Source organism: Bradyrhizobium nitroreducens, from assembly GCF_002776695.1.
Classification (GTDB): domain Bacteria; phylum Pseudomonadota; class Alphaproteobacteria; order Rhizobiales; family Xanthobacteraceae; genus Bradyrhizobium; species Bradyrhizobium nitroreducens.
Genome location: NZ_LFJC01000003.1, coordinates 1,425,365 through 1,438,752, shown reverse-complemented (window position 1 = coordinate 1,438,752; position 13,388 = coordinate 1,425,365). Strand labels below are relative to the sequence as shown.

Here is a 13,388-nt window from a genome sequence, read left to right as displayed (position 1 = left end):
GCGCGCTGCTTGCGTCTTGCCGACGCGCGGCAGACGCCGACCGCCGGCGCTGCGGTGGCCGGCGACGCGCCGGTTTATGCACAACGAAACGGCAGGATACGTAGCGGTATCGAAATGCCGGTACTGTGCATGGGGTTGTTTTCGCGTTTTTAGGTGGAGCCCCCGGCCGGGCGCCACGGCGTCACGGTCACCCCATGCGCCGCGTCGAGCAGATAGGGCGCATCCGGCTTCATCCCGTGCGACGACAGCACCTCGTGCGGCGTCTGTTCGGGCACGCCGACGAAACAGCCTTCGCCGCCGGGCAGGCGCACATGCGGCGCTTCCGACAGCCAGAACGTATCGTAGCGGTCCATGAAGATCTCGAACACGGCGGGGCCGCCGATGATGGCGACCATGCCGGAGGCGACGTCGGCAAAGGCGCAGGCCTGCTCGAAGCTCGCATGTTCCGGATTCCACAGCGTAGCGTTCGGCATCTCCGGATCGACGGTGAGCGCCTTGATCTTGCGGGTCAGGATCAGCCGCTTGCGCTTCGGCGAGTTCGGCTGCTGCTCATGCGAATTGCGGCCGTGCACGATCAGCGCCGCGCGATCGAGCGCCTGCTCGAAGAACAGCTTGTCGCCCTCGAACTTCAGGCTGTCCGGCATGACATGGCCGGCGTCGGCGAGCATGCCGTCCGCCGAGACGATGACGTAACCTTCGATACGGAAAGACAATTGCCGTCTATTCGGAAACGGTCGTCACCACGGAATTCACCGGGCGCTGGCTCACCGTCGGCAGCTTGGCGTCCTTGAGCAATTCTTGGTCGTATTCGGGCAGCGACGAGGCCGGGAATTTGGCGCGCATCGCCACCACCTTGTAGCCCCCGGCCTTGAGGCGCTTGAGCAGTTCGGGCAGGGCTTCAGCAGTGTGCTTCTGGAAGTCGTGCATCAGGATGATGCCCTTGCCCTTGCTGTCGAGCTTCTTCATCACGGTTTCGACCACCTTCTCGGGTTTCGAGGCCTTGAAGTCGAAGGAGTCGATGTCGCAGGAGAAGATCGCGGTGTTGCGGTTGCCGAGATAGGTGACCATTTCCGGCGGATGCTGCAGCGCCGGGAAGCGGAAGAACGGTGAGGGCGAGATGCCGCCGAGCGCCCACTTCACTGCGGAGAGGCCCTTCTCGATCTCTTCCTTGCGCTGTGCCTCGGTGAGCTTCTTGTTGTTGAGGTTGGCGTGCGACCAGGTGTGGGTGCCCACGGTATGGCCGGCGGCGTAGACCTGCTTGAGGATCTCCGGCTCGTAGGTCGCGTGCTTGCCGATCGAGAAGAAGATGCCGGTGGTGCATTCGTCGGCGAGCGCCTTCAGCACCGCGGGCGTGTTCTTCGGCCAGGGGCCGTCGTCGAAGGTCAGCACGACCTCCTTGTCGCGCAGGAAGTCGAGCTCCTTGAAATGCTCGAAACCGAACCCGGGACCGCCCGTGGTGTCGATCTCGACGGTGCGGGCGACGCCGAGCGCGCCTTGCGTAGTGCAGGCCGCGCGCGCCGGTTGCGGCGCCTGCTTGGGCGGGGGCGGGTTGACGAAGCCTGCGGGCGCGGCGGCTGCCGCGGGAGCGGCTGCAGGAGCTGCAGCCGGCGTTGCTGCGGCCGGCGTCGCCGCCGGTGCGGCTTGCGTCGCAGCTGCGGGCTTCGCCGGGGTCTGCGACCATGCTGCGCCGGTCATCGCAACCGACATCGCGCTTGCCAAAATCAGTCCTGCCGCCACACGCATGGTGTTGTCCTCGAGATTGATCCCGTTGTTCCGCCGTGGCTTTTCGCCTCCGGCAAAACCATCCTGCCCCAAACGATCCTAGCCTAGATGGTGGGCCCTCGCCATTGCAACGGCTGTTTGGCGCCCCGCCACAATTGTGCCCAACCGCGTTGAGCCCCGAGCATCAGCTGTCGGCCAGCGCCTTGGCGATGGCCGTCTTGACCCGTGTGTCGGCCGGCTCGATCGCGGATGGAAAGACCTCGGCGATATAGCCGTCGCGGCCGATCAGGTATTTGTGGAAGTTCCAGCGCGGAACTTCGCGGGGGCGAGCCTCGGCCGCCCATTTGTAGAAAGGATGCGCCTTCGCGCCGACCACGACCGCCTTGGCCGTGATCGGAAAGGTAACACCATATTGGTGGTGCGCCGTCTGCGTGATCTCGCTGGTGCCGCCGGGCTCCTGACCGCCGAAATCATTCGAGGGTACGCCGATCACGGTGAGCCCGCGTTCGCGAAACTCGTTCCAGATCTCCTGCAGGCCGGCATATTGCGGCGTGTAGCCACAGAGCGAGGCGGTGTTGACTACCAGCAGCGGCTTGCCGGTGAACGCGGCCAGACGGATGTCGTCACCGGACAAGGCGGGGAAGGAGAAGGCATAGGCCGGGATCCGGCTCATGCCATTCTCGGCCAACGCACGCGTTGCCGGCGCCAGCGTGCCGGCCAGCATCGCGGTGAGCACGGACCTGCGATTCATCATGACGCGTCCCCCGAAATGATCCAAGGGGCATGTTACTCCGCGGCTGCGAGGCGCCTCGTCAACACCGCGTTATCGGGCGCCGGTCAAGCGGCTAGTACAGGCGGACGATGAAGTCGGTGCCTTCGCCGGTCTCGCCCTGGTTGATGCCCTGGTCGGAGATGATGATGGAGCCGCCCGATGTCAGCATCTCGTTGATCTTCGCCATGGTGTCGGCGGGGATCGAGATGCGGTCGAGGGCTTCGGCCGGACTGTCGGGCGTGACCACGGGCTTGGTAGTCGCGGGCTTGGCGGCCACAGGGATCACGGCAACGCCACCCTTGCGGCGCGTAAGGCGGCTGTCGTCCTCGCGTGCTGCGGAGCGGGCGGAGACGGGCAGCGACACCACCGACCAACGCAGGGCGTTGGTATCGGTCTTGTCGAGCTCGGCGGTGAAGATATGCGTGCCGAGCGGCCGGTCGCTCGTGGCGATCGTGATCGGGACCTCGAACAGCGGCGCAAAATTCTGCCGCACGTAGAGCTTGGAATCCTTGCGGCTGATGAAGACGGCGATCTGGCCGGCCCGCTTGGGTGTGTCCGGCTTTGCGGCCGGCGCCGGTTCGGCGACGCGGCTCTCGTCTTTCTTCGGCTCGGGCGAGGCGGCGACCGCAGGTGCCCGTGCATCGGGTGTCTTCGCGGACTCCGCGGCTTCCGCCTTGACCGGTTCAGACTTGGTCGGCTCGGATTTGGCCGGCTCGGATTTGACGGCCTCGACCTTGTCGGCGGGCTTGTCCTCGTTCGCCGGCTTGACGGCTTCGTCCGATTGGGGCTTGGCCGCATCGGATGCCTCGGCCGTCTTGGCCTTGTCGGCTGGAGCTGCGGCTTCCTCGTGGGCGGCCGCATTGCCCGTGGTCACGTCGGACATCACGGTGTGACCGACGGAGGTGCGCAGCTCGAGCACGCCGTCGGCGCTGGCGGTCTTCGTTTCGACCGGCTTGGCGTCGGCGGCTTTGGTGTCCGCGGCGCCCTTGTCGGCCTTGTCGCCGACATTGGTCTGCGGCTCAAGGCTGACGGCGGGCTGCGGCGGCACGCGCGACGAGGCGAGCAGGGGATGGGAGAAGCTGTGCGGCGTCATCTCACCGGGCGCGACGATGACGCGCGCGCCCATCTTGGTCCAATTCCACATCTTCATCGCGAACGACATCGGCATGCGGATGCAGCCGTGCGAGGCCGGATAGCCCGGGAGCACGCCGGCATGCATGGCGACGCCGGACCAGGTGATCCGCTGCATATACGGCATCGGCGCGCCGCTATAGATGTTGGAGTGGTGGAATTTGTGCTTCTGGATGACGCTGAACACACCCATCGGCGTCGAATGGCCCTTCATGCCCGTCGACACCGGCGATTCCGCGAACACACCGTTGCTGTCGTAGACGGTGACTTTCTGCCGTTCGATCGAGACGACGATGACCAGCGGCCCCTGCGGCTTGGTGCCTGCTTCCTTCTCGGCGACGACCTCTTTCTTGCCGGTCGCGCTGCGCTTCTGCGGCTTCTGGCGCGGTATCTCGGGATGCCGGTCCTGCCGGGCGTAGTAGGATCCGTCAGAATAATCCGTCCAATAATAGAATGCTGCGTCTGCCTGGCTGGTCGCGCCAATCGCACCCGCCGCCGTCAAAATGGCGACCTGCCAAAGCCGCGCCGGCTTGGCAGCAAAACCCGACCCGTTCACGCTGTTCATCCTCGAATCCATAATCCAAATCAGACGTTAGTCTCGCAGAGGGGATACGCGTTCACCAGCAGGGCGGTTCTGCCGTCAGCTACTTTTGTCCAACTCGTAGCAAAAAAGCCTCACGGAGCGGTAAACGGCGGCCGCGCCTGCCTGCCGTCGTCTTCCTGAGCGGTGGGGCGATGCCTACATTGTGGGGACTTGTTATCGGAGAACTTCATGTCATCTCGTTTCCTCGGTCTTTCCGGCATCCGCTTGAAAGGCTTTGCTTTCTTCCTCTTGGCTCTGGCCCTGCCGACGGCGTGCGCTCAGGCTGCCGACGAGCCCGATCTGATCTTCCGCCGTTCCACCGTGTTCAAATGGATGAGCCCGAACGACAAGCTCGCGACCTATGGTCTTGATGACCCCGAGGTCGAGGGCGTCGCCTGTCATTTCACGGTGCCGGAGAAGGGCGGCTTCAAGGGCTGGCTGGGTCTTGCCGAGGAGGTCTCGGACATCTCACTGGCCTGCCGCCAGGTCGGGCCGATCAAGTTCAAGAACAAGATGGAGCAGGGCGACGACATGTTCCGCCGGCGCCGCTCGCTGTTCTTCAAGAAAATGCAGATCGTGCGCGGCTGTGACGCCAAGCGCAACGTGCTGGTCTACATGGTCTATTCAGACAGGCTGATCGAGGGCTCGCCGAAGAACTCGACCTCGACCGTGCCGATCATGCCGTGGGGACCAGCGGATGCGAACGTCCAGAAGTGCGGTGAATTCTTCACGCAGTGACCCGTTTGCGCGTCACTCGGTGACAACAGCGCGGCTGGCCTGCGGTTTGACAAGATGCGAGCCGGTCAGCCGCACGAATGCCTGTGGCGCGGCCTCGAAGCCGCGACCGGACTGCAGCGACATCGCGCCGGCCGAGGCGACGTGGTGCGGTCGTTGAACTCTGCGGTCCGTCCGTTGGTCCGTCTCGCGCGGCGTTGCGCGATCCTGCGTCGTCATGGCCATCCCTCAACTGAATGCGTCCGGTGATTCCGGCGTCTCGGATTCGATGGCTTGGGTCGCAGCCGCAGCGCCCCCGGTTCGACAGGACCCAGCCATCGTTCGTCACTCTCTTGAGCAGAAAAACGTAAAATGCGTGTGAAGCACGCAAGGCGGGACCGTGACGGCGGCGGCGCGCGATACGGTCGCGCCGCCGAACCGGAACCGGGCAGGCCGCCGCGAGCGCCGGCGAGACCGGATTGAAATGTTTGGCAGTTTTCGAGAATTGTGTCGTCGCCTCGGACCGGACGAAACAATTCTCACGCAAGATGAAACCATTTTGCGCTTCTGGCGCATCACGCGCGAAACCGCCCATGGTTATCAGTTCCACAACGACGACGGCGCCTCGCCGGCCACGGAATTCGGAGACAAGACCATGCGCGCGCTCAGCTTCATCCTTGCTTTCGGCTTCGTGATCGTCGGCTCCTCGTTCGCGGGTGCGCCGGACGGCAATCTTCCCGGCGTCGGCACCTTCCAGTACAGCGGCTCGCCGATCACCACCGCGAGCTCGCAGCCGATCATGGTTGCCGCGCGCTTCTGATCGACAACAAGAAAATCAGCCGATAAAGGCCGTCATGCTCGTCCGATTTTGCGCCGCCGCGTTCGTAACCGTTCTGACGATCAATGCCGCCGAGGCGCAGGTGCGCGCGCCCTCGCGGTTACCGGATCCCCGCAGCGAATTCGTGCGTCAGTGCGCACCGCGGATGATTGGACGGTGGGAGCATCCCGAGGAAGTCTGCGGCTGCCTGCACGATCACGCCGCGGCCGCGGTCGAGGATCGCGACCTGCGCGAGGCGCTGTTGCGCGGTATCAGCGAGACCGGTGTGCCCACGATCGAGACCGACTGGGTGCCGGCTTCCAAGCAAAGCGAGATCGGTCCGACCTTCACCAAGATCGCCAAGCCGACCCTGCAGTGCATGTTCGATCCGGCGAAGCAGTAGTTACTTCGTCTTCGGGCCGTAGCGCTGCACGCAAGTGGCAGTACGCACGACGCCCTTGTCGGACATCCGCGCCCCGCGCACTTCCTTGACCTGTCCGGCGGGACAGGTTCCGTCATCCACCTGAACGCGCTGCCCCAGCTTGAGGTCGACGATGTCCTGCTCGCGTCCGACCGTGGTGGCATGCGCCGTCGCGGCAAGCGCGATGGAGATCAGGAACGCGAGGCTGGTCGTGCGGCGTAGCGGCATGGTGAGGTCTCGGCGGCGATGCCGCAATGTAGGCATTGGCCCGCGATTCTCATAGTGAACGTTCGTTATGCCCGCCGCGCCGACTTGTTCCGAGTGCGCAGGGCTGCGCGCGATTCTCGCGCCAACTGTTCCGCGGAGGCGATGAGTTGTGGAACCGCATGCCCGGAAAATCCCAGCACGAAGCCGGGCAGAGGGCGCGCGCGCAAATAGGTGTCGGCCAGGAGCCAGCCTTCCGCACCGGCCGCCTGCTTGGCTTGCGCGGCCACGGACAGATCTACCGAGGGATCGAACCGGGCGACCAGATGCAGGCCTTGTGACGGCACCGGCACCGACAGCGCGCCATCGGATGCGGCCTCCAGCGTCTCGGCCAGCACGTCTCGGGCCTCGCGATAGAGCTTTCGCACCCGCTTGAGGTTTGCGGCGAACGCGCCCGAATTGAGCATGTCGGCCACCGCGCCTTCCATCAGCGTGCCGGGGAAGCGATCGAGCGCCGCGCGCGCAGCCGTCACATCAGCGATCAGGCGTTCGGGCAGGGCGCAATAGCCGATGCGCAGGCCCGGAAACAGCGTCTTGGCGAAGGTGCCGAGATAGATCACGCGCTGGAGACGGTCGATGCCGGCGAGCGACATCAGCGGAGCGCCGTCATAGCGAAACTCGCTGTCGTAATCGTCCTCCAGCACGAAGGCGCCGGCCTGCTTGGCCCAGTCCAGAAGCTCGAGCCGCCGCGACATCGACATCTGCACGCCCAGCGGAAACTGGTGTGACGGCGTGACATAGGCCGCGCGCGCAGACGGCGCAGCGGAGCGGCCCTTGGCGACCCGCATGCCGTGCTCGTCGACAGGAACGGGCACGGCGCGATAGCCGCAATGCGCGATGGTCTTTCGCGCGATGGGATAACCTGGGTCCTCGCACCAGATCTGGTCGCCCGCTTTCAGGATCGCGCTCAGCACGATGCGCAGCGCGTGCAGTGTGCCTGACGTAATCACGATCTGATCGGGATCGCAGCGCAGCCCGCGCGCCGACAACAGATGATCGGCGATGGCCGCACGCAGCTCTCGGCTGCCGCGCGGATCGCCATAATGCAGATGCTCCGACCCGAACGCGCGCATGCGGCGGCCGACGTAGCTGCGAAAACGCTGCAATGCGCGTTCGTCGATATGGGTGCAGCCGAGTGCGAAAGCGCCTTGTCGCGGCGCATCGACCGCGACCTTCGGCTTGCGCGGCACGGCCGCGCGCGCAGGGATCCGTGCGGCGACGAAGGTGCCGGAGCCGACTTTGGCCTCGGCAAAGCCGTCGGCGATCAGGCGTTCATAGGCGATCACGACGGCGTTGCGCCGAAAGCCGGTCTGCTTCGCCAGCGTGCGCGACGGCGGCAGAGGCTCTCCGGGCTTGACCAGGCCGGAGACGATCATCTCGCACAGCGCCTGATAGAGCCGTTGCGCGGCGGAGGCGCCGGCCGTGACGTGTGGGCCGGTGAGGTCGAGCGGCAGCTCGGTCTTTGTCGGCAAGGAAGTCTTGGCCGGCGGGGGCATGGAATTGGTCGGAATCTTTTGCATGGAATTGGAACTATCGCAGACCAAATGCGTCGCTACAACTGCTCCAGATCTTCCAATCCGATCAGGAGCAGCCGTGAGCCAGGCCGAGACTTCGAATTCCTATCCGATATCCGCGCGCAACCAGGTGAAGCGCCGGCACGACCGCGGCTTCTACGATCACGAGACCGTTCATCGCATCCTGGATTCCTCGATGCTTTGCCACGTCTCCTACGTGATCGACGGCCAGCCCTATTGCACGCCGACCTTCTTCTGGCGCGAGGGCACGAAGCTGTACTGGCACGGCTCGAGCGCCAGCCGCATGCTGCGCAACCAGACCAAAGGCGAGCGCGTGTGCCTGACGGTCGCACATCTCGACAGCCTCGTTCTGGCACGCTGCGGCTTCAACCATTCCGCCGACTATCGCGCGGTGATGGCGTTCGGCACAGCCTATCTCGTCACCGACCCCGAGGAGAAGGAGCGGGCAGTGATCGCGATGGTCGACCGCTTCTTCCCGGATCGCACCGCGGGCCTCAGAGCGAGCAACACCCAGGAGATCAAGGCGACGTCCTTCATCGCGATGGAGATCGAGGAGGCCTCGGCCAAGATACGCGCCAAGGGTGTCGCTGACGACGACGAGGATTATGCGTTGCCGATCTACGCCGAGCGCATTCCGGTGCGCACCGTGCTCGGCGCGCCGGAGCCGTGTCCGCGCCTGCTCGACGGGGTGGGCCGCCCTGCGACGCTGAATGGCTATTCGGAAGGCCGACTGCTCGAAGATGCATTGCGGGATGCATATTTTGTGGAGTACCCGAACGGCTGAAATCGGCTAGCTTGCGCACTCCTTGGAAACCGTTGGAATGCCTGGAGTTGCCTGATGAATGCCGAAACGCAGCAGAGGATTCTCGACGCCGTCGATGCCGGCTTCGAGGCCCAGCTTGCCACCACACGCGATTTCGTCGCGATCCCTTCGACCCGCGGGGCGGAGGGGCCGTGCCAGGACATGATCGGCGACCTCTTGCGCCAGCGCGGCTACGAGGTCGACGACTGGCATATCGATGTCGATGATCTCAAGGATCTGCGCGGCTTCGGCCCGATCGAGCATGATTTCTCCAAGGCGCGCTCGGTGGTGGGCACCTACCGTCCGCAAACGAATGGCGGCAAATCGCTGATCCTGCAGGGCCACTGCGACGTGGTGCCCGCCGGTCCCCTGGAATTGTGGGAGACGCCGCCGTTCTCGCCCGTCATCAAGGACGGCAAGATGTTCGGCCGCGGCGCCTGCGACATGAAGTCAGGCACCATCGGTGCGCTCTATGCGCTGGATGCGATCAAAGCCGCCGGCTTCAAGCCCACCGCGCGGATTCACTTCCAGTCCGTCATCGAGGAGGAGAGCACCGGCGTCGGCGCCCTCTCGACGCTGCAGCGCGGCTACCGCGCGGATGCCTGCTTCATTCCGGAGCCGACCGGCGGCAAGATGGTACGCTCGCAGGTCGGCGTGATCTGGTTTCGCCTGCGCGTGAAGGGGCATCCGACACATGTCGCCTTCGCCGGCTCCGGGGCCAATGCGATCATGGCGGCCTATCATCTGATCCATGCGCTGCAGAAGCTCGAGATCGAATGGAACGAGCGGGCGAAGGCGGACAAGCACTTCAAGACGCTCAACCATCCCATCAATTTCAACCCCGGCATCATCAAGGGCGGCGACTGGGCCTCCAGCGTACCGGCCTGGTGCGACGTCGATTGCCGGATTGCGGTGCTGCCGGGCTGGTCGATCGCCGATCACCAGAAAGAGATCATGGCCTGCGTCGCGGCCGCCGCGCGCAACCATCGCTTCCTCGCCAACAATCCGCCGGAGATCGAATGGTCGGGCTTCCTGTCGGAAGGCTATGAGCTGACGGACGCCGCGGCGCCGGAGGCCGCGTTCGGCAAGGCATTCGGCAAGGTCTATGGCGGCGCCGTCGAAGACCTCGTCTTCACCGCGCTCACCGACACACGCTTCTACGGCCTCAACCACGGTATCCCGAGCCTCTGCTTCGGCGCCAGCGGCGGCGAGATGCACGGCTTCAACGAATATGTCGATCTGGACTCGCTGAAGAAAACCACCAAGGCGATGGCGCTGTTCATCGCGGAGTGGTGCGGGGTGGAGAAGGCGTAGCGGTCACCTCAGGCACAGCTCTCCTAGGTTGGGCAAAGGCGCACCTGTGCCGTGCCCACCACCTTCCTCGATTTCGTGCGGGTGGTGGGCACGCTTTGCTTTGCCCGCCCTACGGCGTCTCGGCTGGAGCGCCATCTGCCTGAAACACGTGCTTCGCCAAATCCTTTAAGCTTAAAAGAAAGACTAGGATGCCGGTCTGTCCGGTGGCAGACTGGCGCTCAGCCCGCTGAACGAGTCCCAGGGAGACACGATGCGCGATTGGGATGATGCTTATGCCAATTCGGCCCATATCCCGGGCTCGGACAAGATGCCGGCGCAATGGGCGGAGCAAGCGGCGGCTTACCGGGCCGGGCTGACAAATTTTCGACCCGACATCGCCTATGGCGCCGGTGAGCGCCAGAAGCTGGACTTGATCCTGCCCGACGGCCACAGCAAGGGCCTCGTCGTCTTCGTCCATGGCGGCTACTGGATGCGCTTCGACAAGTCGACCTGGACCGATCTCGCGGAAGGCGCGCGTCATCACGGCTGGAGCGTGGCGCTGCCGAGCTACACGTTGACGCCGGCCGCCCGCATCAGCGACATCACCGCCGAGATCGCCGCCGCGATCGCGAAAGCGGCTTCACTCGTCGCAGGGCCAATCCGGCTTGCCGGCCACTCCGCCGGCGGCCATCTCGTGATGCGCATGCTGTGCGACGACAGCCGGCTGGAGCCCGCCGTCTATAATCGCATTGCCGGCACGCTCTCGATCAGCGGTCTGCATGATCTGCGTCCGCTGCTCAAGACCAGGATGAACGAGACGCTGCGCATGAGCATGGAGGAGGCCACTCTGGAGAGTGCGGCGCTGCATTTGCCGCGCGGGCATGCGCCCGTGACCGCCTGGGTGGGTGGCGTCGAGCGGCCCGAATTCATCCGCCAGTCAGACCTGATGGCCAACATCTGGACCGGCTTCGATGTGCCGACGCGCCTCGTGGTCGATCCCGGGCTGAACCATTTTACAGTGATCGACGGACTGAAGGATCCGGCTTCGCCGATCACCGCGCGCCTGATCGGCCTCGACTGAGCAAAGCCGGGGAAGATCGATCGAAAGGGCCTGTCCATGACGTCCAGCGACTACGATCCCACCAGCGAAGGCGCCGAGACCGATTTCGCCCGCCGTATGTCCTATGGCGACTACCTGGCGCTGGATGCGATCCTCGGCGCGCAGCACCCGCTCTCGGAAGCGCATGACGAGATGCTGTTCATCATCCAGCATCAGACCACGGAGCTGTGGATGCGCCTTGCCATTCACGAGCTCAGTGCTGCGCGCCGCGCCATCGCCAGAGACGAAGTGTCGCCCGCCATGAAGATGCTGGCGCGGATGTCGCGGATCTTCGAGCAGCTCAACAACGCCTGGGACGTGCTGCGCACGATGACGCCGAGCGAGTATACGCGCTTCCGCTCGCAACTCGGACAATCCTCGGGCTTCCAGTCGCGGCAATACCGGCTGATCGAATTCCTGCTCGGCAACCGCAACCACGCCATGCTGAAGCCGCACGCGCACGATGTCGAGACGACGAAGCTGCTCGAGGCCGAACTCGCAACGCCCAGCCTCTATGACGAGGTGCTCAGGCTCGCCGACCGCAACGGGCTCAGGATGCCGGCAGCGGTGCTGGCGCGCGATGTTCGCGAAACGCACAGCTTCAACGAAGGCGTGCTGCAGGCCTGGCGCGTGGTCTACGAGGCGCCGGAGACGCATTGGATGCTCTACGAGCTCGCCGAAAAGCTGGTCGACTTCGAGGATTATTTCCGCCGCTGGCGCTTCAACCATGTGACGACGGTCGAGCGCGTGATCGGCTTCAAGCGCGGCACCGGCGGCACCGGCGGGGTCAGCTATCTCAAACGCATGCTGGAGGTGGAGCTCTTCCCCGAACTCTGGCGCGTCCGCACCATTCTGTAGAAATGCCCAAGAAATATCCATGACCAGATATCGCGTCTATGACGACACCAAAGCTCTGTTCCACTTGCCCGATGGCGTGATCTATCTCGACGGCAATTCGCTCGGTGCGCTGCCCCGCGGCGTCGCCGAGCGGGTCAACCGCGTGATCACGACCGAGTGGGGCCATGAGCTGATCCGCGCCTGGAACACCGCGGGCTGGTATGTCCAGCCGCGCCTACTCGGCGATCGCATCGCACGGCTGATCGGTGCGGAAGCCGGCTCGGTGATGGTCGGAGACACGCTGTCACTGAAGGTCTATCAGGCGCTCGCCGCCGCGCTGGACATGAACGCATCCCGCAAGATCGTCCTGTCGGACACCGGCAACTTTCCGACCGATCTCTACATGGCCGAAGGCCTGATCGAGACACTTGGGCGCGGCCATCAATTGCGCTTGGTGGCGCCGGAGGAGATCGAATCCGCGCTCTCGGAGGATGTCGCGGTGCTCTACATCACCGAGGTCGACTATCGCACCGGCCGTCGCCACGACATGGCGGAACTGACCGCGAAGGCGCATGCGCTCGGCATCGTCACCGTCTGGGATCTCGCCCATTCCGCCGGCGCGCTGCCGGTCGCTCTTGCCGCGTGCGGCGCGGATTTCGCGGCGGGCTGCACCTACAAATATCTCAACGCCGGTCCCGGCGCGCCGGCCTTCCTTTACGTCGGCCCGCGCCACGCCGACACGGCGCGGGCGGCGCTGTCGGGCTGGATGGGGCACGCCAAGCCGTTTGCGTTCGAGCTGGCCTATGCCGCCGCCGGCGGCGTCGAGCGCATGCGCGTCGGTACGCCTCCGGTACTCGCGATGGCGGCGCTGGAGGCTTCGCTCGACATCTGGGACCGCGTCGACATCGCGGAGGTCCGCGCCCGCTCGCTGGCGCTCGGTGACTTGCTGATCGCCGAGGTCGAGCGCCGCTGCCCGTCCTTGAGGCTGGTCACTCCGCGCGCGCATGAGCACCGCGGCTCGCAGGTTTCCTTTGCCTTCGACGGCGGTTACGCCGCCATGCAGGCGCTGATCGCACGCGGGGTCATCGGCGATTTCCGTGCGCCTGACATCATGAGGTTCGGGATCACGCCGCTGTACATTGGCGAGAGCGAGATCGTGCGGGCGGCGGAGATCATCGAGGGGGTGATCGCAGGCGAGGTGTGGCGACGGCCGGAATATCAGGTCGTGAACGCGGTGACGTGAAAATACATCGTCGTCACTCTTCTATCACCGTCACCCTGAGGTGCGAGCCTGGCGGTGCGAAGCGTCGCTGGGCGAGCCTCGAAGGGCGATGGCCCGGCTCCATCGGGGCCGTTCATCCTTCGAGGCTCCTCATGCGACGCGTTGCGTCCCATGCC

15 protein-coding genes are annotated in these 13,388 nt (G+C 64.9%); 8 read left to right on the top strand and 7 right to left on the bottom strand.

Annotation, left to right across the window (positions count from 1 at the left end):
* Positions 1-149: 149 nt before the first annotated feature.
* The 4 genes from TSA1_RS07295 to TSA1_RS07280 form a co-directional block, all read right to left on the bottom strand.
* Positions 150-713, bottom strand: coding sequence for a dihydrofolate reductase family protein (locus TSA1_RS07295; RefSeq protein WP_174718793.1), 564 nt, complete (start codon positions 711-713; stop codon positions 150-152).
* 7 nt (positions 714-720) lie between these two features.
* Positions 721-1,743 carry a polysaccharide deacetylase family protein gene (locus TSA1_RS07290; protein ID WP_100181014.1) on the bottom strand — a complete coding sequence of 341 codons (1,023 nt, stop codon included), beginning with the start codon at positions 1,741-1,743 and terminating at the stop codon, positions 721-723.
* Positions 1,744-1,906: 163 nt separating this feature from the next.
* Complete coding sequence (locus TSA1_RS07285; RefSeq protein ID WP_100175760.1) at positions 1,907-2,476, bottom strand: glutathione peroxidase; 570 nt, start codon at positions 2,474-2,476, stop codon at positions 1,907-1,909.
* A 91-nt stretch (positions 2,477-2,567) separates the two neighbouring features.
* Positions 2,568-4,190 carry a L,D-transpeptidase gene (locus TSA1_RS07280; RefSeq protein WP_174718792.1) on the bottom strand — a complete coding sequence of 541 codons (1,623 nt, stop codon included), beginning with the start codon at positions 4,188-4,190 and terminating at the stop codon, positions 2,568-2,570.
* 207 nt (positions 4,191-4,397) lie between these two features.
* Between TSA1_RS07280 and TSA1_RS07275 the strand changes: the two genes are divergently transcribed.
* The gene (locus TSA1_RS07275; protein ID WP_100175758.1) at positions 4,398-4,946 is read left to right on the top strand and encodes a CreA family protein; all 549 of its coding nucleotides are present in this window, start codon (positions 4,398-4,400) and stop codon (positions 4,944-4,946) included.
* 12 nt (positions 4,947-4,958) lie between these two features.
* Here TSA1_RS07275 and TSA1_RS07270 read toward each other — a convergent pair whose 3' ends face one another.
* Positions 4,959-5,162 carry a hypothetical protein gene (locus TSA1_RS07270; RefSeq protein WP_174718791.1) on the bottom strand — a complete coding sequence of 68 codons (204 nt, stop codon included), beginning with the start codon at positions 5,160-5,162 and terminating at the stop codon, positions 4,959-4,961.
* Between the two features lie 160 nt (positions 5,163-5,322).
* On the opposite strand from TSA1_RS07270, the gene TSA1_RS38780 reads away from it, so the two are divergent.
* Together TSA1_RS38780 and TSA1_RS07260 are read left to right on the top strand one after the other, a co-directional pair.
* A complete protein-coding gene (locus TSA1_RS38780; RefSeq protein ID WP_145984279.1) occupies positions 5,323-5,742 on the top strand; it encodes a hypothetical protein in 420 nt (139 codons plus the stop codon).
* A 34-nt stretch (positions 5,743-5,776) separates the two neighbouring features.
* Complete coding sequence (locus tag TSA1_RS07260; RefSeq protein WP_100175755.1) at positions 5,777-6,142, top strand: hypothetical protein; 366 nt, start codon at positions 5,777-5,779, stop codon at positions 6,140-6,142.
* On the opposite strand, the gene TSA1_RS07255 is transcribed toward TSA1_RS07260, so the two are convergent.
* Positions 6,143-6,388, bottom strand: coding sequence for a DUF6719 family protein (locus TSA1_RS07255; protein WP_100175754.1), 246 nt, complete (start codon positions 6,386-6,388; stop codon positions 6,143-6,145). It abuts the gene before it with no gap.
* Between the two features lie 65 nt (positions 6,389-6,453).
* A complete protein-coding gene (gene pdxR / locus TSA1_RS07250; RefSeq protein ID WP_100175753.1) occupies positions 6,454-7,944 on the bottom strand; it encodes a MocR-like pyridoxine biosynthesis transcription factor PdxR in 1,491 nt (496 codons plus the stop codon).
* Positions 7,945-8,017: 73 nt separating this feature from the next.
* On the opposite strand from pdxR, the gene TSA1_RS07245 reads away from it, so the two are divergent.
* From TSA1_RS07245 to kynU, 5 genes are all read left to right on the top strand, one after another.
* Positions 8,018-8,743: a pyridoxamine 5'-phosphate oxidase family protein gene (locus tag TSA1_RS07245; protein WP_100175752.1), complete on the top strand. Its 726-nt coding sequence runs from the start codon at positions 8,018-8,020 to the stop codon at positions 8,741-8,743.
* A gap of 54 nt (positions 8,744-8,797) precedes the next feature.
* The gene (locus tag TSA1_RS07240; protein ID WP_100175751.1) at positions 8,798-10,075 is read left to right on the top strand and encodes an ArgE/DapE family deacylase; all 1,278 of its coding nucleotides are present in this window, start codon (positions 8,798-8,800) and stop codon (positions 10,073-10,075) included.
* A gap of 250 nt (positions 10,076-10,325) precedes the next feature.
* Entirely contained in the window at positions 10,326-11,135 is an 810-nt protein-coding gene (locus TSA1_RS07235; protein ID WP_100175750.1) for an alpha/beta hydrolase, read from the top strand.
* Between the two features lie 36 nt (positions 11,136-11,171).
* On the top strand, positions 11,172-12,011 hold the full coding sequence (gene kynA, locus TSA1_RS07230; protein ID WP_100175749.1) for a tryptophan 2,3-dioxygenase: 840 nt from the start codon (positions 11,172-11,174) through the stop codon (positions 12,009-12,011).
* A 19-nt stretch (positions 12,012-12,030) separates the two neighbouring features.
* Positions 12,031-13,233, top strand: a complete 1,203-nt coding sequence (gene kynU / locus TSA1_RS07225; RefSeq protein WP_174718790.1) for a kynureninase — start codon at positions 12,031-12,033, stop codon at positions 13,231-13,233.
* Positions 13,234-13,388 lie beyond the last annotated feature (155 nt).

Coding starts and splice junctions, on each gene's coding strand:
- TSA1_RS07290 (WP_100181014.1), bottom strand. CDS start 1,743: ATGCGTGTGGCGGCAGGACTGATTTTGGCAAGCGCGATGTCGGTTGCG.
- pdxR (WP_100175753.1), bottom strand. CDS start 7,944: ATGCAAAAGATTCCGACCAATTCCATGCCCCCGCCGGCCAAGACTTCC.
- TSA1_RS07240 (WP_100175751.1), top strand. CDS start 8,798: ATGAATGCCGAAACGCAGCAGAGGATTCTCGACGCCGTCGATGCCGGC.
- TSA1_RS07270 (WP_174718791.1), bottom strand. CDS start 5,162: ATGACGACGCAGGATCGCGCAACGCCGCGCGAGACGGACCAACGGACG.
- kynA (WP_100175749.1), top strand. CDS start 11,172: ATGACGTCCAGCGACTACGATCCCACCAGCGAAGGCGCCGAGACCGAT.
- TSA1_RS07235 (WP_100175750.1), top strand. CDS start 10,326: ATGCGCGATTGGGATGATGCTTATGCCAATTCGGCCCATATCCCGGGC.
- kynU (WP_174718790.1), top strand. CDS start 12,031: ATGACCAGATATCGCGTCTATGACGACACCAAAGCTCTGTTCCACTTG.
- TSA1_RS07260 (WP_100175755.1), top strand. CDS start 5,777: ATGCTCGTCCGATTTTGCGCCGCCGCGTTCGTAACCGTTCTGACGATC.
- TSA1_RS07255 (WP_100175754.1), bottom strand. CDS start 6,388: ATGCCGCTACGCCGCACGACCAGCCTCGCGTTCCTGATCTCCATCGCG.
- TSA1_RS07280 (WP_174718792.1), bottom strand. CDS start 4,190: ATGAACAGCGTGAACGGGTCGGGTTTTGCTGCCAAGCCGGCGCGGCTT.
- TSA1_RS07285 (WP_100175760.1), bottom strand. CDS start 2,476: ATGATGAATCGCAGGTCCGTGCTCACCGCGATGCTGGCCGGCACGCTG.
- TSA1_RS07275 (WP_100175758.1), top strand. CDS start 4,398: ATGTCATCTCGTTTCCTCGGTCTTTCCGGCATCCGCTTGAAAGGCTTT.